Genomic DNA, 20,635 nt, shown 5'->3' with positions numbered 1-20,635 from the left:
TTACTTCTCGGTCACGCCCGCCGAGTCGAACGTCGCCACCTCGTGCATCGCGCGGGCCGCGCTCTGCACCACCGGCAGGGCGAGCAGCGCGCCTGTGCCCTCGCCGAGGCGGAGGTCCAGGTCGACCAGCGGGCGCAGGCCCAGCTTGTTCAGGGCCGCCACGTGGCCCGGCTCCGCGCTGCGGTGGCCCGCGATGCAGGCCGCGAGGACCTCGGGGGCGATGGCGCGGGCGACCAGGGCGGCCGCGCCGGCGCTGACGCCGTCCAGGATGACCGGGGTGCGCAGGGACGCGCCGCCGAGGAGGAGGCCCACCATCGCCGCGTGCTCCAGGCCGCCGATCGCCGCGAGGACGCCGATCGGGTCCGCCGGGTCCGGCTTGTGGAGGTCCAGGGCGCGGCGGACCACCTCGACCTTGCGGGTGTGCATCTCGTCGTTGATGCCCGTGCCGCGCCCGGTGACCTCGGCGGGGTCCGTGTCCGTGTAGACCGAGATGAGGGCGGCGGACGCGGTCGTGTTGGCGATGCCCATCTCGCCGGTGAGCAGGGCCTTGTTGCCTGCCGCGACGAGGTCGCGGGCCGTCTCGATGCCCACCTCGATCGCCGCCTTGACCTCTTCGCGGGTCAGGGCAGGGCCGGTCGTCATGTCGGCTGTGCCCGCGCGCACCTTGCGGGGCAACAGGCCCGGGGTGGCCGGGAGTTCACTGGCCACGCCCACGTCGATGACGCAGACCTCGGCGCCCACCTGGTTGGCGAAGGCGTTGCAGACCGCGCCGCCGCCGAGGAAGTTGGCGACCATCTGCGCGGTCACCTCCTGGGGCCAGGCGGTGACGCCCTGGGCGTGCACGCCGTGGTCGCCCGCGAAGATCGCGACGGCCGCGGGCTCCGGGATCGGCGGCGGGCACATCCGGGACAGGCCCGAGAGCTGTGCGGAGATGATCTCCAGCATGCCGAGCGCGCCCGGCGGCTTGGTCATGCGCTTCTGGCGTTCCCACGCCTCGCCGAGCGCCTTGGCGTCCAGCGGGCGGATGTTGGCCACGGTCTCGGCGAGCAGGTCGTGCGGGTCCTCTCCGGGCAGGGCGCGTCGGCCGTACGTCTCCTCGTGGACGACCCAGGACAGCGGGCGGCGCTTGGACCAGCCCGCCTGCATCAGCTCGGGCTCGTCCGGGAACTCGTCGACGTATCCGACGCAGAGGTAGGCGACGACCTCCAGGTGCTCGGGCAGGCCGAGGGCGCGGACCATCTCGCGCTCGTCGAAGAAGCTGACCCAGCCGACGCCGAGGCCCTCGGCGCGGGCGGCGAGCCAGAGGTTCTCGACGGCGAGCGCCGAGGAATACGGGGCCATCTGCGGCTGGGTGTGCCGGCCGAGGGTGTGGCGGCCGCCGCGGGTGGGGTCGGCGGTGACGACGATGTTCACCGGGGTGTCGAGGATGGCCTCGATCTTCAGTTCCTTGAACTGCTTCGCGCGGCCCTTGGGCAGGGACTTGGCGTACGCGTCGCGCTGGCGCATGGCCAGTTCGTGCATCGTGTGCCGGGTCTCGGCGGACTTGATGACGACGAAGTCCCACGGCTGCGAGTGGCCGACCGACGGGGCGGTGTGCGCGGCCTCCAGGACGCGGAGCAGCACCTCGTGCGGGATGGCGTCGTTGCGGAAGCCGTTGCGGATGTCGCGGCGCTCGCGCATGACGCGCAGGACGGCCTCGCGCTCGGCGTCGGCGTAACCGGGAGCGGCGGTGCCGGGGGACGGCACGGGCTCGGGGTAGTCGGCGGCCTCCTCGGCCTCCGTCTCCAGGAGCTCCGGGACGTCGGTGGCGTCCTGCGCCTCCACCGGCTCGGGAGCCTCCAGCGGCTCGGGTGCCTCCGTCGCCTCGGGGGCGTCGGGTGCGGCGACGGCGGCGAGTGCCTCGGGGGCCTCGGTCGTCTCGGGTACTTCAGGCGCTTCGGCCATCTCGGGTGCTTCGGCCACTTCGGTCACTTCGTTCGCATCGATCGGTTCGAACGAGATGACTTCGTCTGCCTCGTCCAACGCTTCGGCCGGGTCGGCCGTCTCGGGGGCGGCCGGGAACTCGGCCTGGTCCGCCACCGAGGAAACAGGCAGAGCCTGCGGGTTCTGGGGGAGGCCCTCGGCGGCCTCCGTAGGGGCGGGCGCCGCCTCGGGCGTCTCCTGCTCCGCGCTCGGACCGCTCTCCTGGGCCTCAACCGCCGCGTCCGGCACGGGGGTCGGCTCGGCGCCGTCGCGCGGGGCGGGCACCGTGGCGGCGGGCTGCTGTGCGGCTTCGGGGGTCTCGTCGGTGGCCGCGGGCTGCTCGGCGGTCACGGCCTCGGGCGCCGCCGCCTCGGGCGCCACCGCTTCGGGCGCCACGGCGTCCGTCGCTTCCGCCTGCGGTACGAGGGCGGGGGCGACGCCTGCCGGGTCGGCGGGCTCGGCCGGGGCGTCGGCGGTCGCCTGGGCCGCGGGCTGCTCGGCGTCCTGGGCGGCGTGCTCCTGAGCGGCGTGCTCCTGAGCGACGTGCTCCTGGACGTCCTGGACCTCGGGCGCGGCCTGGGCCTCGGGAGCCTCCTCGGCGGCGGCCGGGTCCTCCTGAGGGACGGCCAGCGGGCGCGGGGGCGTCGGGGCCAGGTGGGGCGTGGTCGGGACGGTGCCCTCGACCGGCACGAACTGGCCGATGGGCGTGGCCGCTTGGGCTCCGCCGAGCTCGCCGGGCAGCTGCGCGTTCACGGGGGCTGCGGAGTCCTGCGGGCCCTGCGGCTCGGGGATGTGCGGGCCCTGCGCGGCGTGCCGGGCCTCGGCCTGGTGGTCGCCGTCCGGCGTGTGGACGCGCTGGGCGTGCACGGCGCCCACGGGACCGGCGTGCGCGCCCTGCAGCGCGTCGGGGGCGAAGCCGGGGTGACCGGCCTCGTCGGCGTGCGGGATCCGGGCGCCGTCCCACGGCTGCGCGGAGGCGACGACGAACGGGGACTGGCCCACCGCGGCAGGCACGGCCTGGGCGAACGCCGGCTGCTCCCCCATCGGGAACTGCTGCGGCTCCCCCATGGGGAACTGCTGCGGCTCTCCCATCGGGAACTGCTGCTCCCCCGGCGGGACCTGCCCGGCGTCGGCGTAGTGCGCGGCGGGGACGGCATCGGGGACACCGGCGCCCGCGGCCTGCGGGAACGCGGCGGCTTCGGGGGCGCCCACGAGCGGGGCGCCCTGAGCGGCGTACTGAGCCCGGTCCTGGGCGTAGACCTGGCCGTCCTGCGCGTAGACCTGGTCCCGCGCAGGGTCATGACCCTGCGCGGGCGACTGGGAGGCGGCGGCTTCCGGTGCCTGCGGGACCTCCGCGGGCTGCGATGCGTCGGCTGCCAGTGGTTCCGGTGTGACATCTGAGGCGGACGGGACACCTGCGGCGCCCGGGACCTCCGAGGCCCCCGAGGCCGCTGGGACGACCGTTTCTGCTGATGCGGGATAAGCCCCCTGGGCCGCCGCCTCCTGGCCCGACTCCTGGCCCGGCCCCTGCGGAGCCCACGGCGCGGCCCCCTGCGGGATCTCACCGAGCTGCGGGCCCGGCATGCCCGCGTCGTCGCGCGGGATGTCGAGGTACTCGGGACCGGTCGTGGGCGGCCCCGCGTGGCGCACCGGCACGGCGTGCTGCTGCGGAGGCGTCGCCCCCGCGGGACCCCGGTCGGCGAGCGAACGCACGGGGCTGGCCGCGCCATCGGGCACCGCCGGGCCCGAAGGACCGCGGTGCAGCGGGCGGCGGGCGGGGGTCGGGTGGGACGGGGCGGGCGCGGAGCCGGGCATGCGGACGCCGTTGAGGTCGACCGAGCCGCTGTCACGGCCGGAGGTCTCGTGCGGACCCGGCTGGTGGGCGGCCTGCGCGGCGTGAGCTGCCGGGGCGGCCTGCGGCTGAGCTGCCGCGCCCCGGCCGGGAAGGTGGCCGTGGCCGGGCACCTGGCCCTGGCCCGGAACCTGGCCGTGACCCGGCATCTGACCGTGACCCGGGACCTGGTGCCCCGCGGCGTGCGCCGCCTGGGCCTCGCTCCATGCGCCCTGGGCACCCGGCATCAGCAGCAGGTCGTCGTCATCGGCAGGGTTCTCGGAGGGGTCGGCCGGGTCCACGAAGGTGTACGCACCCGGTGCGGGAACGCCCGGCTGCTGCGCCCCCGCGCCCTGCACGGGCCCGGAAGGTACACCGTTGCCTGCGCCCTCCGGCAGTCCCTCGCCCGGGACCTGGCCGGTGTCGGTCATGCGTAACCCCTCGCCCATCGGTTAGTGCTTCTTCGACCGCCCCTCAGCCTTCGCCGGGGTGGCCCCATTGCCCGGAGCGGCGCACCAACCGCCCGTCATCCTCAACGAGCGTGCGCGCCCCGCGGCACGAACCGCTGACCGGACAACAGGCATTGTCCCGGTCGGCCCGCCACCGCGGCAGCTTGATCGGCCACGGCCCGCTGTGGACTGCGCCACGTTGCGCGTCCTCCGGTCCTTGCCGTACCACACACACCCCTCAAAACGGGCGAGCTTTCCGGACATTGACCAACGAACTGCTGGACACCCGGGTGCAGTACAACAATCGGCCAGCCTACCCCGCACCGCGCATCGGCAGGGTCACGGGGAGCGGTCGGGCAGGCGCCCCGAGAGCAGGAACACCACGGTCCGCTTCTCCTCGCGCCAGGCGCGTGTGTCGAGCTCCACGGACTGCAGCAGGGCGCACTCGACCACGTATCCGTGCTCGCTCAGGTCCCTGCCGACGAGTTCGGCCGCGTCGCGTGTCGCGGCGTGCGTCACGATGCGTTCCGGGCGGCGGTCGGCGACCGCGGAGACCACCGCGGCTCCCCCGCCCCCGACGCGTACGACATCGGGTTCGGGAAGGTCTTCGAGGACGTGCGGGGCGATGCCGTGCACGGTCTGCGCCTGGACCCCGAAGCGGCGGACGGCGGCCGTGGTGCGGCCGAGGGCGTCGGGGTCGCGGTCGACGGCGATCACGGCGGCGCCGAAGCGGGCCGCCTCCGCGGTGAAGGCTCCGCTGCCGCAGCCGATGTCCCAGACGAGGTCGCCCACGCGCGGGCCGAGCCTGGCGAGTTGGGCGGAGCGCAGCCGGTCGGTCTCGCCCTCGCCGAGCCAGACGTCCCCGCCGTACTCGGCGGCGGGCAGCGCCCAGCCACGCGGTGCGGACGCCGGTTCGCGTCCCGCGATCCAGCCGGTGTCGGGGGAAGCGGCGGCGCCGGGTCCGGAACCACCGATGACGATGACGACGTTCGGGTCGCGCCAGGTGTGGTCGGCGGCCTTGTCGGAGGTGACCACGGAGACCTGCTCGCGCTCGGTGCCGAGCTCCTCGCAGATCACGAAGGTGCGGTGGACGCCCTGGAGCAGCAGGCCCAGTTCGGCGGGGCCCGCGCCGGGCGAGGTGAGGACGGCGACCTTGGGGTGGGCGCGGCAGACGTTCACGGCCCTGCGCAGGGTGCGGCGGTGGGCGACCACGACCTCGGCGTCGTCCCAGGGCATGCCCGCGCGGGCGAAGGCCTGGGCGACGGAGGAGACGGCGGGCACCACTTCGACCTCGAGGCCGAATTCCGGGGCGCGCAGGGTGCGTACGACGCCGAAGAAGCCGGGGTCCCCGTCGGCGAGGACGACGGCGGTGCCGCGGTGGGCGGCGATGCGGCGGGCGGCGAGGGACACACTGCCGAGGCGGATCCGTTCGGCGCGGGCGGGGAGCTCGTCCAGCGCCAGGTGGTGGGCGGCGCCCGCCACGAGCGTCGCGGCGCTGAGCGCGGAGCGCGCCGCGGCGGTCAGCGGCGTACCGTCCCAGCCGATCACCGTGACCCGGTCGGCCATCGTCGTCTGTCTCCTGGGTTCTCGCGGGTCGTCAGGGCGGGGCGGTGGCTGCGGGGTGGGGCAACCGCGCACGCGGCCAGGGCGAGCGTACCTGGTGGCAGAAGCCGGGTGCGAAGGGCTCGGTTCCGGCTCGGGTCCGGCTCAGTTCCAGTCGGAGAACGCCGAGAACCCGCTGTCGGCGAGGCTCTCGGAGACGCCTTCGAGGTCCTCGGGGAGCAGACTCCACACGATGAGGTCGGTGCGGGTGTCGAGCCAGCCGCCGAAGGGGTCGCCGCCGTTTCTCGTGCGCGCTATCCAGGCGCCGCGCAGGACGCCCTCGCTGATGCAGCCGATCTTCTGGGCGACCTGCTGAGCCGCGGTGTTGTCGGCGGCCGTGCGCAGCTCTATGCGCTCGAACTTCTGGTCGTGGAAGAGCCATTGGGCGGTGGCGAGCGCCGCCTCCGAGGCATAGCCCTCGCCGCGGGCCCAGGGGGCGACGACGTAGTTCAGCTCGGTGGAGCGCACCCGCCAGTCGGTGCCCCGGAGTTGGATGATGCCGACAAGGCGCTGGGTGAGGAACTCGGTGACGGCGAGGACGATGCCGCGGCCCTCGGAGCGCTCGGCGGGGGCGAGGCGGGTGATCCAGGCGTGGGCGTCGGCCTCGGTGTAGGGCTGGGGCACCGAGGTCCAGGCCGTGACGAGTTCGTCGTTCATCATCTCCGCGTACGCGGGGACGTCCGCCTCTTCGAGGGGGCGCAGCACCAACCGCTCCGTGCTGATGGAGATATCGGGAAACTCCGAGGACCCCGAGGAGGCTCTGTTCATGCGCCGCTCCATAACCTTCATAGACCCGAAGGACCTTCACCTTCGGGCCTTCTGAAGTGACCAGCATGCAACATGTCCGCCCGCAGACGCACCACGGGGTCCACTCCCGCATCAGGAGTGGACCCCGTGGATGTCTTGTATGCGTCCCGCGTGCGGAAGGCCTTTCAGCCCGCCTCGACGGGCAGCACGGACCCCTTGTACTTGTCCTCGATGAACTTCTTCACCTCGGGCGAAGTCAGCAGTTTCGCCAGCTTCTTGATGCGCGGGTCGTCCGCGTCGCCCTTCTTGGCCGCGAGGACGTTGTTGTAGGGATTGCCCTTCGAGGACTCCAGGAGGATGGAGTCCTTCTTGGGGCTCAGCCCCGCGTCGAGCGCGAAGTTGTTGTTGATGACCGCCGCGTCGAGGTCGTCCAGCGAGCGCGGCAGCTGCGCCGGTTCGAGCGGCTTGACGGTCAGCTTCTTCGGGTTGGACGTGATGTCCTCGGGTGTGGCGGTGCCGCCGACGCCCTTCTTGAGCCCGATGACGCCCTTGGACGCGAGGAGTTGGAGCGCCCGGCCCTCGTTGGTCGTGTCGTTCGGAATGCCGACGGTCGCGCCTTCGGAGAGGTCGGCGACGTCGGTGATGCCCTTGGGCTTCTTCGCGTACACGCCCATCGGGGGCAGGTACACCTCGGTGACCGGCACCAGGTCCGTCTTCTTGGACTCGTTGAAGTCCTTCAGGTACGGGGTGTGCTGGTACAGGTTGGCGTCGAGGGAGCCCTCCTGGAGCGCGGTGTTCGGCGTGACGTAGTCCGTGAACTCCGTGATCTGGAGGTCGAGTCCCGCCTTCTTCGCGAGGTTCTTCTGGATGTACGCGAGGACTTCACCGGCCGGGGTCGGGGTGGCCCCGACGACGAGCTTGTCGCCGGAGCCCTTCGAACCGCTGCCGGATCCGCCGCACGCGGTGAGGCCGAGCGCGAGGGCCAGGGTCCCCGCCGCGGCGGCGATGGTGGACGTACGCATGATCAGAACGCCGCGACGACGGCGCCGTCGTACTTGTCGTCGATGAACTTCTTGACCTCGGGCGAGGTGAGGAGCTTGGCGAGCTTCTTCACGCGCGGGTCGTTCTCGTCGCCCTTCTTCACGGCGAGGAAGTTGCCGTACGGGTTGCCCTTGGCGGCCTCGGCGACGAGGGCGTCCTTGGCGGGGCTGAGCGCGGGCTTGGCCTCCAGGGCGTAGTTGCCGTTGATCACCGCGGCGTCGACGTCGCCCAGGCTGCGCGGCAGCGTGGGGGCCTCGAGCTCCTTGAACTTGAGGTTCTTGGGGTTCTTGGCGATGTCCTTGGGGGTGGCCTCGTAGCCGACGCCCTTCTTGAGCTCGATGATGCCGTTGTCGGCCAGCAGCTTGAGGGCACGGGCCTCGTTGGTGGTGTCGTTCGGGACGGCGACGGTGGCGCCGTCCTTCAGGTCACCGAGCTTCTTGAGGCTCTTGGAGTAGACGCCGAGCGGCTCCAGGTGAACCGTGGCCCCGGGGACGGGCACGATGTCCGTGCCGTTCTTCTTGTTGAAGTCGTCCAGGTACGGCTTGTGCTGGAAGTAGTTCGCGAAGACCTCGCCCTGCTGGACGGCGGTGTTCGGCGTGACGTAGTCCGTGAACTCCTTGACCTCGAGGTCGAGGCCGGCCTTCTTGGCGAGGTTCTTCTGGACGAAGTCCAGGATCTCGCCCTGCGGCGTCGGGGTCGCGGCGACGACGAGCTTGCCGTTCTTGTCGCCGGCGGAGTCCTCGGAGCCGCAGGCGGCGAGCCCGAGGGTGAGGGCTCCGGTGGCGAGGACAGCGGTGGTGATCTTGGCGGTGTTACGCACGAAAAGTGCCTTTCTCCATGGGTGGTGCAGCCCCGCTCAGGTGCGCGGGGAAGTCTGCGGGTGGGGCCCGGGGCGGGCCCCGGTCAGCCGGTCTTGGTGGTCGTCTCGGCGGCGACGGTGCCGGGCAGCACGCCGCGCAGCGGCCGGAACAGCAGCAGCGGCCCCGAGCCGCCGCCGCGCTTGTGCAGCCTGCGGGCGGCGTAGTCGCCCGCGAACTGGATGATCGAGATGACCACGGCAAGGATCGCCACGGTGATCCACATCAGCTCGGTCTCAAAGCGCTGGTAGCCGTAGCGGAGCGCGAGGTCGCCGAGGCCGCCGCCGCCGACCGTGCCCGCCATCGCGGAGTAGCCGATGAGGGCGACGATCGTGGTGGTGGCGCCGGAGATCAGCGAGGGCAGCGACTCCGGGACGAGGACCTTGCGTACGACGGTCCAGGTGGAGCCGCCCATCGACTGCACGGCCTCGACGAGCCCGCCGTCGACCTCACGGACCGAGGTCTCCACCAGGCGCGCGAAGAACGGGATGGCGCCGACGGCGAGCGGCACGAGGGCGGCCTCGCGGCCGATCGTGGTGCCGACGATCCAGCGCGTGAAGCCCATCAGGGCGACCATCAGGATGATGAAGGGCATCGAGCGGGCGATGTTCACGATCTGCCCGAGCACCTTGTTGAGGAAGGCGTTCTGCAGGAGCCCGCCGCGCTCGGTGAGGATCAGCAGGATGCCGATGGGCAGTCCGGCGACGATGGCTATGAGCGTGGACCAGCCCACCATGTAGAGGGTGTCCCAACACGCCTGCTCCAGCAGGGGCTGCATCTCCGACCAGGTCACTTGGCACCTTCCTTGACCAGCAGCGTGGCGTCCTTCGGCGTGGCGGCGCCTGCTACGGGGGCCTCGCCCGCGATGTCGACCTGCAGGCCCTGCTCGCGCAGGAAGCCGATCGGGACGACGTTCTCCTCGAAGCGGCCCGGCAGTTCGATGCGCATGCGGCCGACCTGCTTGCCCGCGACGGTGTCCATCGCGGCACCCAGGATCGAGATGTCGATGTTGTACGTGCGCGACAGCTGGGAGATGACCGGCTGGGTGGCGGCCTCGCCGTGGAAGGTCACGTCGACGACGGTGCGGTTGTCGCCCGTGGCGTCGCCGCTGACCGGGAAGAGCGCGGCGGCCAGCTCGGACCCTGGCGTCGCGAGGAGCTCGCTGACGGTGCCGGACTCGATGATCTGGCCGCGCTCCATGAGGGCCGCGGAGTCGCAGACGCTCTTGACGACGTCCATCTCGTGCGTGATGAGCAGGACCGTCAGGCCGAGCTGCTGGTTGAGGTCGCGCAGGAGCTGGAGGATGGAGCGGGTGGTCTCGGGGTCAAGGGCGCTGGTCGCCTCGTCGGAGAGCAGCACCTTGGGGTCGCCGGCCAGGGCGCGGGCGATGCCGACGCGCTGCTTCTGGCCGCCGGAGAGCTGGCTCGGGTAGCTCTTGGCCTTGTCGGCGAGGCCGACCAGGTCGAGCAGTTCGAGGGCCTTGCGGGAGCGCTCCTGACCGGAGAGGCCGAGGATCTCCAGGGGCAGCTCGATGTTGGCCTGCACGGTCCGCGAGGACAGCAGGTTGAAGTGCTGGAAGACCATGCCGATGCGGCTGCGCGCCTGCCGCAGTTCCTTGCCCGCGCGCGAGCCGCGTCCGGCGAGGGCGGTGAGGTCCTGGCCGTCGACGGTCACGGTGCCGGAGGTGGGGCGCTCCAGGAGGTTGACGCAGCGGATCAGGGAGGACTTGCCGGCGCCGGACTGGCCGATGACGCCGTACACCTCGCCCTCGCGGACGTGCAGGTCGACTCCGTCGAGGGCGGTTACTTCACGACCGCGTGAGCGGTAGACCTTGGTGAGGCCGGAAGTGGTGATCACAGGGGATTCCGTCACTGTCGAGTGCGCGGCGCGGGTGTCGCCGGGCACGGGGCATTCGTTCGGAACGCGGCACGGTTCTCGCGGTGGTGGGGCGGGGGAACCGGAGGACGTGTGCGCGGGGCAGGCTCGCTTCCTACGTCGACTACTTCTCGTACGTCACGCAGGGGCGCGGCACAGCGGCTTCGCTTCGGGGCGCGAGGCTCTTCAGTGGTGCGGGGGCCCTCAGAAGGCGCACATTCGACACATACAACGAGCACCGGGCGTCGTGATCGCCTCGGTCGCAAGGGTGCGGCTGCTCGTCGTGGTCATGGGCCCAAGTAAAACACGCGTGAGGTGCCTGTCCACCATCGCTGTCCGAATAGCGGACAGCGATGGGACGGCGGCGGACGGTCCCTGCCGAGCGCTCACTCGACGCAGGTGATCTCCACACCACCCGTCGTGGCCTGCGCGGACACGGCGGAGAGGTCCTTGACGACGACGTCGGCGGAGAGCTCGGACGCCTGGTGGGTTGTGGTCAACGCCACGGTCGTCATGCCCGCGGCCCGGCCGGCCTGGAGGCCCGCGGGCGCGTCCTCGAAGACCACGCAGCGCGCGGGGTCGGCGCCGAGCTTGGCAGCGGCGAGCAGGAAGGGCTCCGGGTCGGGCTTGCCGCGGGTGATGTCGTCGGCGGCGATCATCAGGCCGGGGCGGACGCCGACCTCGGCGAGCCTGGCCTCGGCGAGGACGCGGGTCGCGGAGGTGACCACGGCCCAGCGGTCCATCGGCAGGGACTCCAGGAGCTCACGGGTGCCGGGCAGCAGGACGACCCCGCCTGCCACGTCGGAGACCTCGAGCTCCTCGATGCGGGCGACGGCCTCGGCGACCTTCTCGGCGGGCAGCAGGTCGGCGACTATCTCGGCGGCGGGGCGGCCGTGCAGCTCGACCCGGGCGAAGTCCTCCGCGGTGATCCCGTACTCCTGCGCCCAGCGCGTCCAGCAGCGGTACACCGACTCCATGGAGGAGATGAGGGTGCCGTCGTTGTCGAACAGGAGCGCGTCAGCCTGGATCTTCATGGTCCCCGAGCCTACGGGGCACCCCGGGGGCCCGCGCATCGGGTCAAAGGGCCCGTAATAAAGTCACGGGCATGCTTGATGCCCTGACGATCGCGACCGCCGTGGCCGCGCTCGCCCTCGCCGCCTGGTGCGGTTTCGCCGCGTACCGCGACCAGCCGACCAAGGACTGGCACTTCATCGGCATGGGCGTGGTGAGCTTCCTCGCCCTGGTCCAGCTGATCGTCGGCATCGTCCAGCTCGCCCGGGGCGAGAAGCCGGAACAGGGCACGACGATCTTCGTGGCGTATCTGCTCGGCTCCTTCGCGTGCGTACCGGCCGCGGGCTTCATGTCCCTTGCGGAGCGCACGCGTTGGGGCTCCATGACGGTCGCCGCGGGTGGCGTGGTCCTCGCCGTGCTCGAAGTACGGCTCTACGACATCTGGGGAGGCTGAGGTGACGGTGACCGACGAGAGCGAGCCGCGCGGCAAGCGCCAGAAGCTGATCACCGGCCCCGGCATCCTGCTGGTGTGGCTGTACGGCGTGATGGTCGTCGGCGCGGTGTCGCGCTCCGCGGTGCAGATCGCCACGGACTTCGACAAGGCCCCGCTCGCGTACTCGCTGTCGGCGCTCGCGGGCCTCGTCTACGGCTTCATCACGTACTCACTGGTGCGCGGCGGGGACACGGCCCGCAGGGCGGCGCTGGTGTGCTGCGCCGCCGAGCTGGTGGGCGTGCTGGCCGTCGGTGCCTGGACCCTGGCGGAACCCTCCGCCTTCCCCGACGCCACGGTGTGGTCGGACTTCGGGATGGGGTACCTGTTCATCCCGGTGATCCTGCCGGTGACGGCGATCTTCTGGCTGCGGAAGTCGCGCCGCGCCCCGTAAGGGGCGCGGGGCTCTGACATTTGCGGCTCCGCCGCGTGGGCGCGACCGGCCACATCGGCCCCGCAGACGACGAACCCGGCGCCCCGGCAGGTACTACGCGCTGGTCACAAAGGCACGCGCGTCGACATCCTTGGCCAGCGTGACCTGAGTGAGCCGCTCATTCACGCGCTGGGTGCCCACAGGGGCGTACCCGTGCTTGCGGTACAGCTGCAGGTTCTGCTCGCTCCGGTGCCCCGTGAAGAGCTGGAAGCACTTGGCCGCACCGCCCGCGCCGAGCCGGCGCTCTATGGCGTCGAGGAGCCGGCCGCCCAGGCCGTGCCGCTGCATCCTGGGGTGGACGATGAGCTTGCCGATCCGCGCCGTGCCGTCCGCGTCGACCGTGCCGCGCACGGAGGCCACCACCTCGTCGCCGAGGCGGGCCACCAGGACGACGCCCGTGTCCAGTTCGGCCCTCAGGGAGTCGAGGGACTGGGTCAGCGGCTCGATGGAGTAGTCGCCGTACAGTTCGGCCTCGCTCTGGTAGCAGAGGTACTGCAGTTTGAGGATCTGCTCGGCGGCGTCCGTGTCGTCGCCCGCCGCCTCCGAGATGGTCACGCTCATGCCCATGTGTGCATGCCTCCCGCTCACCTGTCCACCGGTTGTCTATCGCTCCTTTCCCCAGGGTTCAGGAGCTGCAACCTCCGCCGCCAGCATTCTGCGCAGGCATCCCAGGCATCGGGAACGTTCCGGCCCCAGACTGCCCTGTGACATTCCCAACTCCCCTGCGATTTCCCGGTAGGTGAGGTCCTTGGGGGACAGCAGGGCGGCCATGATGCGAGGGCAACGGCCGGGCAGTCTGCGCACGGCGGCGTGCAGGGTGCGGTGCCGGTCGGCGGTCAGGGCGCGCTGTTCGGGGCCGCACTCCGCGTCGTCGGCGGGTTCGGTCGCGTACGCCACTTCCCGCTGGCTGGTGCTCCGGGTGCGGCGGGCTTCCGACTGGACGGCGCCGCGCAGCCACAGCGCCGGGTCCGCGGGCGGGCCCTCGGCCTCCATGCGCTCCAACAGGCGCAGCCAGACAGCCTGTTCGAGGTCGCCGGGGTCGGCTCCCGAGCCGAGCGCCTCGGCCGACGCCTCGGCCGCCAGGAGCGGCCTGAGCGTGGGAATGAGGGTGGGGATGAGCTCGTAGGTCATGCACGGCGGGACGCGGCCGCTCCGGCGCGAGGTTGCCGAAGCGGCCGTCGATCACCCCAACCGGGTCCGGGGCCTCACTTGTTGACGAAATCCGCGGCCGCGAGCAGCGCGGTGTCGCAGTTGTCCGAGAAGATCCCGTCGATGCCCGTCTCGAAGTACGCCTTGAAGGCGCCGAAGGCGTCGCCGTATGCGTTCGGGTCGGTGCCCTTCCTGAAGTTGGTGGGCAGGAAGGTGTTCTCGTTGCGCATCGTGTACGGGTGCAGGATCAGGCCCGCCGCGTGGGCGTCCTCGACCAGGGTGGTCGGAGTGCCCAGGCTGCCGTCCGCCTTGCGCGGGATGATCAGGTCCAGCGTCGGGCCGATGCCCTGCGCGAAGCCGGCCATCCACGTCAGGCCCTCGGGCTTGATGAGGTCGGCGACGGTGCGCGGGTCGCCCGCCTCGACGAAGTCCCAGGGGCGGGAGTTCGCGGTGGACAGGAGCACGACGCGCGGCGCGGAGACCAGCTTGGCCAGGCGCTGGATGCTGCTGGGCTCGAAGGACTGCAGGAAGGTCGGCGAGTTCTTCTTGTGCCGGCCGTAGCGCCGCAGGAGCTTGGCCAGCGGCTCCTCAAGGCCCAGGCCCAGCTTGCGGAAGTACGTGGGGTGCTTGGTCTCGATGTGCAGCCAGATCGGCCTGCCGCGCCTGCGCCCCTCCTTCTCCGCCCAGCGGAAGACCTCTTCGAGGGTGGGCACGTCCCAGCGGCCGTCGTAGAGGGTGTTGCGCTGGCGGGTGCCGGGGATGCGCTCCTTGGCGCGCAGCGTCTTCAGCTCGGCGAGCGTGAAGTCCTCGGTGAACCAGCCGGTGAGCGAGGTGCCGTCCACGGACTTGGTGGTCCTGCGGGACGCGAACTCGGGGTGCGCCGAGACGTCCGTGGTCGCGGTGATGTCGTTCTCGTGACGGCATACGAGATGGCCGTCCTTGGTGGGCACCACGTCCTGCTCGATGACGTGGGCGCCCATGTCGAGGGCGAGCTGGTACGAACCGAGCGTGTGCTCGGGCCGGTAGCCGCTGGTCCCCCGGTGTGCGACGACGGTGGGCACCGGCAGGTCCTTGTACCCGCCGTGCCCGCCGTGCCCGCCGTGCCCGCCGTGCCGCTCGTCGGCTCTCGCCACGCCGGGCAGTCCTGCCACGGCCGTTCCCGCGCCGAGGACCGCCGCCCCCAGCACCGCCCGCCGCCCCGGGCTCGTCCCCGGCCGCTGCTGACCCGACTCCTGCGTCGCCATTGGCGCTCCTCCCGAATAACGCTGCCTTGCACCTGACAAAGCGGGACCGATCGTAGGTGGCCGCGAGTGACGTGTGGGAGACCCCTGACGGAACGGCAGGATGACGAGGCATGGCGAGTGGGCGCACCATGGAGGTGGCGGCCCGCAGTCGGCGGCCGCCACGGAGAGCGAAGCAGGGCGTGACGGAGAGCGAAGTGCGGGCGTGACGGAGAGCGAAGTGCGGGCGTGACAAGGACCACTACTTCGGGCCACACCGTCCCCACGGGGATACGGTCGTCGCAGGGGCGACGGACCTGGGCAACTCCGTGCAAAATCAGGTCAACACTGCGTATCGAGTGCGTGAACCCGATGTGCAATCGCCCCCGGCCCGCGAGTATCGTCCTCACCTGCATTTACTCGTCGTCGACCCGTTGAAACCCGGAGGGCCTGTTGTCCCGTCTAGCGCTCATCAAGGCAGTGCTCGGACCGATCTTGCGCCTGATGTTCCGCCCACGGGTAGAAGGCGCCGAGAACATTCCGGGCACCGGTCCGGTGATCCTGGCCGGAAATCACCTGACGTTCATCGACTCGATGATCCTGCCCTTGGTGACCAACCGTCCGGTGTTCTTCATCGGCAAGGACGAGTACGTCACCGGCAAGGGCCTCAAGGGCCGTCTGATGGCGTGGTTCTTCACGGGCGTCGGCATGATCCCGGTGGACCGTGACGGCGGCCGCGGCGGTGTCGCGGCGCTGATGACCGGTCGGCGCATTCTCGACGACGGCAAGGTCTTCGGCATCTACCCCGAGGGCACGCGCTCGCCCGACGGTCGTCTGTACCGCGGCCGCACCGGCATCGCCCGCCTGACCCTGATGACCGGCGCGCCCGTCGTCCCCTTCGCGATGATCGGCACGGACAAGCTCCAGCCGGGCGGCAAGGGGCTGCCGCGGCCGGGCAAGGTGACGGTCCGCTTCGGCGAGGCGATGGAGTTCTCGCGGTACGACGGCATGGACCGCGACCGCTATGTGCTGCGGGCGGTGACGGACTCCGTGATGACGGAGGTCATGCTGCTGTCCGGGCAGGAGTACGTGGACATGTACGCCACAAAGGCGAAGGCGGCCTAGCCGCCGGGAACGGATTCACGGTGCGCCCGCACCGGCCCGGGGTTTCGACCCTCGGCGCCGGGGCGGGCGTTCCGCGTTTCGTCCGGGCTTGCTTCTGCGGGTCCGTCGTGGTCGCTCGCGCAGTTCCCCGCGCCCCTTACGGGGCTTGCGGAGCGCTCAGTGTTCTACGCCGTCCTCCAGCTTCTGGCCCTTCAGGAGGAACCACGCCGCCACCGCCGTGGCAAGGAGTACCGCCGCGCCGACGCCCGACGCCAGGCGCAGGCCGTCCACGAAGGACGACTGTGCCGCCGAGAGCAGGGCGTCCGCCTGTCGCGCCGGCAGGCTCACAACCGATTCCACGGCGCCGCCCAGGGATTCGTGGGACGCCGCAGCCACGTCGGCCGGGGTGCCCGGTGGCGCCGTGAAGTCGCGGTACACGCCCGTGACGATCGAGCCGAGCAGGGCGATGCCGAGGGCCGCGCCCAGTTCGTACGCCGTCTCCGAGACCGCGGAGGCCGCGCCCGCCTGTTCCTTGGGGACGCTGGAGAGGATCACGTCGGCGGTCACCGTGAACGAGAAGCCCGCGCCGATGCCGACGACCAGGAGCGAGGCGCCGAGCAGCGGATAGCCGGTGTTCTGGCTCAGCGTCGTGAGCGCGGCGAGCGAGAGACCGACCGCCGCGAGGCCGCCCGCGACCACGATCCGCACCGAGAACCGCCGCGCCACCATGCCCGCGACCAGACCGGCCGCCACCGCGCCCGCCGCGGCGGGCAGTTCGGCGAGGCCCGCCTCGAACGGCCGCCTTCCCTGCACCAGTTGCAGGAACTGGGAGAGGAAGAAGACCAGGCCGGACAGGCCGAGGACGGTCAGCAGATCGGCGAGGACCGCCCCGGAGAAGCCGCGGTTGCGGAAGAGCCGCATGTCCAGGAGCGGCGCGGTGAGGGTGAGTTGGCGGCGTACGAACCAGGTGAGCGCGCCCACGCCCACGACGGCGGCCGTCGCGACGTCCCAGCGCAGCCCGTGCGCGGCGGCCTCCTTGATGGAATACACGACGGCGATCATGCCGATGAGCGAGAGCGCGACGCTGATCAGGTCCCAGGGCCCGGGTGACGGGTTCTTCGATTCGGGCAGCAGCTTGATGCCGACGATCACGAGCACGGCCATCACCGGCAGGTTGATGAGGAAGACCGAGCCCCACCAGAAGTGTTCGAGCAGGAAGCCGCCGACGACGGGCCCGACGGCCGCGCCCGCGGACGCCATGGCGCCCCAGATGCCGACCGCGAGGCTCCGCTCGCGCGGGTCGTGGAAGATGTTCCGGATCAGCGCCAGCGTCGACGGCATCAGCGTCGCACCCGCGACGCCGAGCAGCGCACGGGCCAGGATCATCATTTCCGGGCTCGTGGCGTAGGAGTTGAGGACCGACACCGCACCGAAGGCCACGGCTCCGGTGAGCAGCAGCTTCTTGCGGCCGATGCGGTCGCCGAGGCTGCCCATCGAGACGAGCAGACCCGCGATGACGAAGGAGTAGACGTCGCCGATCCACAGCAGCTGTGTGCCGGACGGCTTGAGGTCCTCGCTGATGTACGGCGTCGCGAGGCCGAGCACGGTCGCGTCGACCGCGACGAGGAGCACGGCCAGCGCGAGCACGGCGAGGGCGAGCCAACGGGCCGCCGCGCCCCGTTCCGCTTCCGGTGCCGCGGGCCGCTGGTGGGTGCTGGTCATGATTCCACTCTCCGCTGTGCGCCGCCGATCAGCAGCTCGGCGATCATGTACGAGAAGTCCTTGGCCGCCACACGGCCGTCCTGCACGGCCCAGGCGCCCGAGCCGACGAGGCCGTAGAGCGCCTCGGTCAGCCAGACGGGCGTCAGGTCGATGCGGAACTCGCCGCGCTCCTGGCCGCGCCGGAAGAGCGCGGCCAGGCGGTCGTCGATGCGGGACCAGCCCTCGTGCTGCTCGTCGCCTTCGAAGAGCTGGTTCTCGGTGTAGAGGAACGCGAGCAGCCCGGCGGCCGGCTCGACCTCCTTCACCAGGCGCCGCAGCGCGTCGCAGGCGCTGCCCTCCTCCAGCCGCGCCCGGTCGAGGGCGGCCTCGCTCTCTCGGAGGCCGAGGTCCTCGAGGGCGCGCACGAGGGCGTCGCGGCCCGCGAAGTGGCGGTGCAGCGTGGCCCTGCTGATGCCTGCGGCGCGGGCGACCTCGTCCATCGTGGACGTGGACTTGCGGGTGAGCAGGGCCGCGGCGCTGCGCAGGACCTGATCGCGATCGACTGACATGAGACAACCATAAGCCGTGTGAGACAGAAATGTCTCACAACTTTTCGGCGTCACCCCACTTCGGGACGTCCCACGCCTTCACGAGGACCCTGCCGCGGCCCTTCCTCGCGCTCAGTGCCAGGGCAGCTCCGCGCGCCCCCGCCAGTACGCCCCGGGCTCCTCCACCAGACCTGCCAGGCGCTCCAGCTGTCCGCCGTCCAGGTCCACGGCGGCGGCGTGCAGATTGGAGACGAGCTGGACCGAGGTGGCCGCCCCGGACAGGACGACGCCCGTCCACGGCTCGCGCAGGACCGCGGCGAGCGCGACCGCGTCGCAGCCGAGCCCCGTCTCCTCGGCGACCTCGCGCAGGGCCGCGGGCGCGTGCGGGGCGGCGAGCCTGCCGTTGGCCATGCCCTCCTTGACGAGCACGGTGAGCCCCGCGTCGTGCGCCTCGGCGAGCGCGGGCCCCGCCGAGGTCTCCAGGATGTTGTACGTCGCCTGGACCGTGCGGAAGAGCGGCTCCCCGTCGACCGTCACGGCGAGGGCGGAACGGATCGCCGCGGCCTGCTCGGGGCCGCTCACGGAGAGGCCGACGGTGACGCCCTGGGCCGCGAGTTCGGCGAGACGGGCGTGGAGATCCTTGTCGGTGAGCGCCGGGCTCTCGGGCGTCACGGAGTGGATCTGGTAGAGGTCGAGCCGGTCGCCGAGCAGCTCGGCGGTCTCGGCGCGCTGACGTGCGTACGCGGCCGTGCTGTGGTCCTTGACCTCGTGCGGGCCCTCGGCGTCGGTGCGCCAGGCGGCGGTGTACGTATAGCCCCACTTGCTGCCGATGACGACGTCACGGATGTCGGGCCTGGCGTGCAGCCAGTCGCCGAGGAACTCCTCGGACCGGCCGTAGGAGCGCGCCACGTCGATGTAACGGACCCCCGACGCGTAGGCGGCGTCGAGGAGTTCGAAGGTGCGCTCGCGCAGGGCCTCGACGCTGCGGGACGGCGGCAGGTCGGTCTCGCGGTCCAGCGTGATGTAGCCGGGCCTGCCGACGGCGGCGAGACCGAGCCCTATGTGCGCGGTCGGGGTCGTGGCTGCGGCCAGCCGGGCGAAGGGCATCGCGGGCTCCTCGTCGTAGGGGTGTTCCCCGTCAACGTAACCCGCGATGCCGCTTTGTCACCCGCGGGCGCCGGCCCACTCCCGCTGCGCCGCCAGGTCCGCCTTGACCTCGGCGAGCTGTACGGCGACGGCCGAGGGTGCGGTGCCGCCGCGGCCGTTGCGGGAGGCCAGCGCGCCCGGCACGTTCAGGACGGTGCGCACCTCGGGGGTGAGGTGCTCGGAGATCTTGGCGAACTGCTCGTCGGTGAGGCCGTCCAGTTCCTTGCCCTCGGCCTCGGCGACCTTCACGCACTCGCCCGCGACCTCGTGCGCGACACGGAACGGCACGCCCTGCTTGACCAGCCATTCGGCGATGTCGGTGGCGAGCGAGAAGCCCGCAGGGGCCAGCTCCTCCATGCGCTCGCGGTGGACGGTGAGCGTGGCCATCATGCCGGTGAAGGCGGGGAGCAGGACCTCCAGCTGGTCGCAGGAGTCGAAGACCGGCTCCTTGTCCTCCTGGAGGTCGCGGTTGTACGCGAGCGGCAGGGCCTTGAGCGTGGCCATCAGGCCCGTCAGATTGCCGATCAGACGGCCGGACTTGCCCCGCGCCAGCTCGGCGATGTCCGGGTTCTTCTTCTGCGGCATGATCGACGAGCCGGTCGAGAAGGCGTCGTGGAGGGTGACGAAGGAGAACTCCTTCGTGTTCCAGATGATGACCTCCTCGGCGATCCGCGAGAGGTTCACGCCGATCATCGCGGTGATGAAGGTGAACTCGGCGACGAAGTCGCGCGATGCCGTGCCGTCGATGGAGTTGGCCGCGGAGCCGTGCTCGAAGCCGAGGTCCTTCGCGACCGCCTCGGGGTCGAGGCCGAGGGAGGAGCCGGCGAGGGCGCCCGAGCCGTACGGCGAGACGGCCGTGCGGGTGTCCCACTGCCGCAGCCGCTCCGCGTCCCGGGACAGCGACTGGACGTGCGCGAGGACGTGGTGCGCGAAGAGCACGGGCTGGGCGTGCTGCAGATGCGTACGCCCCGGCATGGCGACGTCCGGGTGCGCCTCGGCCAACCCCACGAGCGCTTCCTGGAGTTCGGCGATCAGGCCGCCGATGATCCGGGCGTGGTCGCGCAGGTACATCTTGAAGAGCGTCGCCACCTGGTCGTTGCGGGACCGGCCCGCCCGCAGCTTGCCGCCGAGGTCGGGGCCGAGCCGCTCGAGGAGGCCCCGCTCCAGCGCGGTGTGGACGTCCTCGTCGGCGATGGTGCCGACGAACGATCCGTCGGCGACGTCGCCCTCCAGCTGGTCGAGCCCGGCGATCATGCGGGTCAGCTCGTCCTCGGTGAGCAGGCCCGCCTTGTGGAGCACGCGCGCGTGGGCGCGGGAACCGGCGATGTCGTACGGCGCCAGACGCCAGTCGAAGTGGACCGACGCGGACAGCTTCGCCAGGGCCTGTGCGGGCCCGTCGGCGAACCGTCCGCCCCAGAGCCGGACGCCACCGCCGTTGTTGCTGCTCACTGCACGTGCTCCTCAAGGCT

The 20,635-nt window shown here is 71.7% G+C and carries 18 protein-coding genes; 3 read left to right on the top strand and 15 right to left on the bottom strand.

The window, feature by feature from the left end; all coding sequences use genetic code 11:
• The 8 genes from cobT to AB0B50_RS08865 form a co-directional block, all read right to left on the bottom strand.
• Complete coding sequence (cobT, locus tag AB0B50_RS08900) at nucleotides 1-4,224, bottom strand: nicotinate-nucleotide--dimethylbenzimidazole phosphoribosyltransferase (protein WP_362327843.1); 4,224 nt, start codon at nucleotides 4,222-4,224, stop codon at nucleotides 1-3.
• A 357-nt stretch (nucleotides 4,225-4,581) separates the two neighbouring features.
• On the bottom strand, nucleotides 4,582-5,808 hold the full coding sequence (gene cbiE / locus AB0B50_RS08895; protein ID WP_362327840.1) for a precorrin-6y C5,15-methyltransferase (decarboxylating) subunit CbiE: 1,227 nt from the start codon (nucleotides 5,806-5,808) through the stop codon (nucleotides 4,582-4,584).
• A gap of 141 nt (nucleotides 5,809-5,949) precedes the next feature.
• Nucleotides 5,950-6,612: a GNAT family N-acetyltransferase gene (locus AB0B50_RS08890; RefSeq protein WP_362327838.1), complete on the bottom strand. Its 663-nt coding sequence runs from the start codon at nucleotides 6,610-6,612 to the stop codon at nucleotides 5,950-5,952.
• 164 nt (nucleotides 6,613-6,776) lie between these two features.
• Nucleotides 6,777-7,613, bottom strand: coding sequence for a MetQ/NlpA family ABC transporter substrate-binding protein (locus tag AB0B50_RS08885; RefSeq protein ID WP_362327835.1), 837 nt, complete (start codon nucleotides 7,611-7,613; stop codon nucleotides 6,777-6,779).
• Nucleotides 7,614-7,615: 2 nt separating this feature from the next.
• Nucleotides 7,616-8,452, bottom strand: a complete 837-nt coding sequence (locus tag AB0B50_RS08880; protein ID WP_362327832.1) for a MetQ/NlpA family ABC transporter substrate-binding protein — start codon at nucleotides 8,450-8,452, stop codon at nucleotides 7,616-7,618.
• An 83-nt stretch (nucleotides 8,453-8,535) separates the two neighbouring features.
• Nucleotides 8,536-9,282, bottom strand: a complete 747-nt coding sequence (locus AB0B50_RS08875; RefSeq protein WP_362327830.1) for a methionine ABC transporter permease — start codon at nucleotides 9,280-9,282, stop codon at nucleotides 8,536-8,538.
• Nucleotides 9,279-10,346, bottom strand: coding sequence for an ATP-binding cassette domain-containing protein (locus tag AB0B50_RS08870; protein ID WP_362327828.1), 1,068 nt, complete (start codon nucleotides 10,344-10,346; stop codon nucleotides 9,279-9,281). Before AB0B50_RS08870 ends, AB0B50_RS08875 begins: the two co-directional genes overlap by 4 nt.
• A 404-nt stretch (nucleotides 10,347-10,750) precedes the next feature.
• A complete protein-coding gene (locus AB0B50_RS08865; protein WP_362327825.1) occupies nucleotides 10,751-11,398 on the bottom strand; it encodes an HAD family hydrolase in 648 nt (215 codons plus the stop codon).
• A 71-nt stretch (nucleotides 11,399-11,469) separates the two neighbouring features.
• Between AB0B50_RS08865 and AB0B50_RS08860 the strand changes: the two genes are divergently transcribed.
• On the top strand, nucleotides 11,470-11,829 hold the full coding sequence (locus AB0B50_RS08860; protein WP_362327822.1) for a hypothetical protein: 360 nt from the start codon (nucleotides 11,470-11,472) through the stop codon (nucleotides 11,827-11,829).
• 1 nt (nucleotide 11,830) lies between these two features.
• Nucleotides 11,831-12,259 (top strand): hypothetical protein, encoded by a 429-nt coding sequence (locus tag AB0B50_RS08855; RefSeq protein ID WP_362327819.1) that lies wholly within the window; start codon nucleotides 11,831-11,833, stop codon nucleotides 12,257-12,259.
• Nucleotides 12,260-12,352: 93 nt separating this feature from the next.
• Here the strand turns inward: AB0B50_RS08855 and AB0B50_RS08850 are convergent, their stop codons facing one another.
• The 3 genes from AB0B50_RS08850 to AB0B50_RS08840 all read right to left on the bottom strand — a co-directional run bounded on the left by AB0B50_RS08850 (nucleotide 12,353) and on the right by AB0B50_RS08840 (nucleotide 14,691).
• Nucleotides 12,353-12,865: a GNAT family N-acetyltransferase gene (locus AB0B50_RS08850; protein ID WP_362327816.1), complete on the bottom strand. Its 513-nt coding sequence runs from the start codon at nucleotides 12,863-12,865 to the stop codon at nucleotides 12,353-12,355.
• 36 nt (nucleotides 12,866-12,901) lie between these two features.
• Nucleotides 12,902-13,429, bottom strand: coding sequence for a sigma-70 family RNA polymerase sigma factor (locus AB0B50_RS08845; RefSeq protein ID WP_362327813.1), 528 nt, complete (start codon nucleotides 13,427-13,429; stop codon nucleotides 12,902-12,904).
• 74 nt (nucleotides 13,430-13,503) lie between these two features.
• Nucleotides 13,504-14,691 (bottom strand): glycerophosphodiester phosphodiesterase, encoded by a 1,188-nt coding sequence (locus AB0B50_RS08840; RefSeq protein ID WP_362327810.1) that lies wholly within the window; start codon nucleotides 14,689-14,691, stop codon nucleotides 13,504-13,506.
• A 426-nt stretch (nucleotides 14,692-15,117) separates the two neighbouring features.
• Between AB0B50_RS08840 and AB0B50_RS08835 the strand changes: the two genes are divergently transcribed.
• Nucleotides 15,118-15,792 carry a lysophospholipid acyltransferase family protein gene (locus AB0B50_RS08835; RefSeq protein ID WP_362328236.1) on the top strand — a complete coding sequence of 225 codons (675 nt, stop codon included), beginning with the start codon at nucleotides 15,118-15,120 and terminating at the stop codon, nucleotides 15,790-15,792.
• A gap of 156 nt (nucleotides 15,793-15,948) precedes the next feature.
• Here the strand turns inward: AB0B50_RS08835 and AB0B50_RS08830 are convergent, their stop codons facing one another.
• From AB0B50_RS08830 to argH, 4 genes are all read right to left on the bottom strand, one after another.
• Nucleotides 15,949-17,493 carry an MFS transporter gene (locus tag AB0B50_RS08830; RefSeq protein WP_362327807.1) on the bottom strand — a complete coding sequence of 515 codons (1,545 nt, stop codon included), beginning with the start codon at nucleotides 17,491-17,493 and terminating at the stop codon, nucleotides 15,949-15,951.
• Nucleotides 17,490-18,041 carry a helix-turn-helix domain-containing protein gene (locus tag AB0B50_RS08825; RefSeq protein ID WP_362327804.1) on the bottom strand — a complete coding sequence of 184 codons (552 nt, stop codon included), beginning with the start codon at nucleotides 18,039-18,041 and terminating at the stop codon, nucleotides 17,490-17,492. Before AB0B50_RS08825 ends, AB0B50_RS08830 begins: the two co-directional genes overlap by 4 nt.
• 111 nt (nucleotides 18,042-18,152) lie before the next feature.
• Entirely contained in the window at nucleotides 18,153-19,127 is a 975-nt protein-coding gene (locus tag AB0B50_RS08820) for an aldo/keto reductase (RefSeq protein WP_362327801.1), read from the bottom strand.
• Nucleotides 19,128-19,184: 57 nt separating this feature from the next.
• A complete protein-coding gene (gene argH, locus AB0B50_RS08815; protein WP_362327798.1) occupies nucleotides 19,185-20,615 on the bottom strand; it encodes an argininosuccinate lyase in 1,431 nt (476 codons plus the stop codon).
• Nucleotides 20,616-20,635: the final 20 nt, after the last annotated feature.

The organism is Streptomyces sp. NPDC041068 (assembly GCF_040647455.1).
Lineage (GTDB): Bacteria > Actinomycetota > Actinomycetes > Streptomycetales > Streptomycetaceae > Streptomyces.
This window is presented reverse-complemented; position numbering and strand designations above follow the sequence as displayed.

Bases quoted from the DNA above. Each gene is read 5' to 3' on its own strand.
- AB0B50_RS08825 (WP_362327804.1), bottom strand. From the start codon at position 18,041: ATGTCAGTCGATCGCGATCAGGTCCTGCGCAGCGCCGCGGCCCTGCTC.
- AB0B50_RS08820 (WP_362327801.1), bottom strand. From the start codon at position 19,127: ATGCCCTTCGCCCGGCTGGCCGCAGCCACGACCCCGACCGCGCACATA.
- cbiE (WP_362327840.1), bottom strand. From the start codon at position 5,808: ATGGCCGACCGGGTCACGGTGATCGGCTGGGACGGTACGCCGCTGACC.
- AB0B50_RS08865 (WP_362327825.1), bottom strand. From the start codon at position 11,398: ATGAAGATCCAGGCTGACGCGCTCCTGTTCGACAACGACGGCACCCTC.
- AB0B50_RS08890 (WP_362327838.1), bottom strand. From the start codon at position 6,612: ATGAACAGAGCCTCCTCGGGGTCCTCGGAGTTTCCCGATATCTCCATC.
- AB0B50_RS08885 (WP_362327835.1), bottom strand. From the start codon at position 7,613: ATGCGTACGTCCACCATCGCCGCCGCGGCGGGGACCCTGGCCCTCGCG.
- AB0B50_RS08860 (WP_362327822.1), top strand. From the start codon at position 11,470: ATGCTTGATGCCCTGACGATCGCGACCGCCGTGGCCGCGCTCGCCCTC.
- cobT (WP_362327843.1), bottom strand. From the start codon at position 4,224: ATGACCGACACCGGCCAGGTCCCGGGCGAGGGACTGCCGGAGGGCGCA.
- AB0B50_RS08850 (WP_362327816.1), bottom strand. From the start codon at position 12,865: ATGGGCATGAGCGTGACCATCTCGGAGGCGGCGGGCGACGACACGGAC.
- AB0B50_RS08840 (WP_362327810.1), bottom strand. From the start codon at position 14,691: ATGGCGACGCAGGAGTCGGGTCAGCAGCGGCCGGGGACGAGCCCGGGG.
- AB0B50_RS08830 (WP_362327807.1), bottom strand. From the start codon at position 17,493: ATGACCAGCACCCACCAGCGGCCCGCGGCACCGGAAGCGGAACGGGGC.
- AB0B50_RS08845 (WP_362327813.1), bottom strand. From the start codon at position 13,429: ATGACCTACGAGCTCATCCCCACCCTCATTCCCACGCTCAGGCCGCTC.